The sequence below is a fragment of the Methanoregula sp. genome, assembly GCF_002835825.1.
Classification (GTDB): domain Archaea; phylum Halobacteriota; class Methanomicrobia; order Methanomicrobiales; family Methanospirillaceae; genus Methanoregula.
Map to the genome: position 1 here is coordinate 1 of NZ_PIZH01000647.1, position 1,179 is coordinate 1,179.

The window sequence follows — 1,179 nt, forward strand, 5'->3', positions numbered from 1 at the left end:
ACCGAAGGGCGATCAGCATCAGCCCCGTAACCGTGATGATCGTTGCCGCCGCAGTCGGTATCGTCATCTATGCGCTGGACCTCATGTTTTAACCAGACGCCCACTCCTTTTTCAGCACGCGTTTGGTGATGTCCTCGTCCCCGCGGAAATACAGGTTGTCGTGGCCGGCCCATGTGCCGCAGCCACGGAAGACGACCGCAGGCACGCCATTGTTGCTCTCGCCCATAACAAAGTTTGCAAATCCTGCGATCTCGTCGACTACTGCCTCTTCCGTGATCTTGAGCACATGACCAAAGAGATCGGTGTCGCCCCGGAAGTCCCGGATCGCGGTCATGCCGCTCCAGCCGATAGCGTTGCCGGTCTGCCCGCGCCGGAACGAGCGCCCGCAGGTGTCCGTGATGATGATGCCGACGTCCCTTCCACAGACCCGTACGATCTCTTCATGGAGTTCACCGGCAGATTTCATCGGGTCGGGAGGCAGGAAGATCACCATGCCGTCATCGATATTCGACTGGTCGACACCGGCCCGGACACCGATATGCCCGAATGCCATCTCCGACAGGATGAACGGGTGCTCCATAATGATGTCTGTCGAGGCGTCAAGAACGGCCTGCACGAATCGCGGATCCTCACCATTCATCCTCCCGAGCCGTACCGCCCGTTCCGAGGGGGTGATCCCGGAGAGGTTGCGGGTATAGCCCCGCGCTTTCGACCAGATTGTCGAGGCGATGCAGAGGATATCCCCGTCATGTAACGTCACCTTGTCGCAGATCAGGGCGGCAATATCGTCCCCCGCCCGGATAAGCGGCAGACCCCGTATCCCGATGACCCGAATGTCTTCCATAGCACTAAGTGCGATGAGCGGGTGATATAGGGATTTCGAAACATTGTTGCAACTGCGTTTTTTAAAAAGGCACGTGGAATTTCCTCCAAACGCTCGAAATGTATTTATATGCGACAAGGCACAACACGTCATACGCATGTACATCATCGTGCGGTGTCCGGGCGGGTGCAGGTCTTTCACGTACGTTGACAAGTTCCAGAAGTGGAAACTCTGCCCGGTCTGCGGGCACGCGTACGATGTGGCAAAGGCGCCGGCCTACCTGGAAGTCGAGGACCATCACGAAGCCGAGCATATCGTACGGCAGATGGAACGCCATCTCCATACCGCAAAGAAGA

Annotated in this window: 2 protein-coding genes; one reads left to right on the forward strand and one right to left on the reverse strand. The window is 57.5% G+C overall.

Annotated features, from left to right (window positions below; all coding sequences use genetic code 11):
* Positions 1–88: 88 nt before the first annotated feature.
* The gene (locus CW742_RS14105; protein WP_292421462.1) at positions 89–844 is read right to left on the reverse strand and encodes a coenzyme F420-0:L-glutamate ligase; all 756 of its coding nucleotides are present in this window, start codon (positions 842–844) and stop codon (positions 89–91) included.
* A 136-nt stretch (positions 845–980) separates the two neighbouring features.
* On the opposite strand from CW742_RS14105, the gene CW742_RS14110 reads away from it, so the two are divergent.
* Positions 981–1,179: DUF1922 domain-containing protein (locus CW742_RS14110; protein ID WP_292421463.1), on the forward strand; the 199-nt coding region annotated here is incomplete at its 3' end.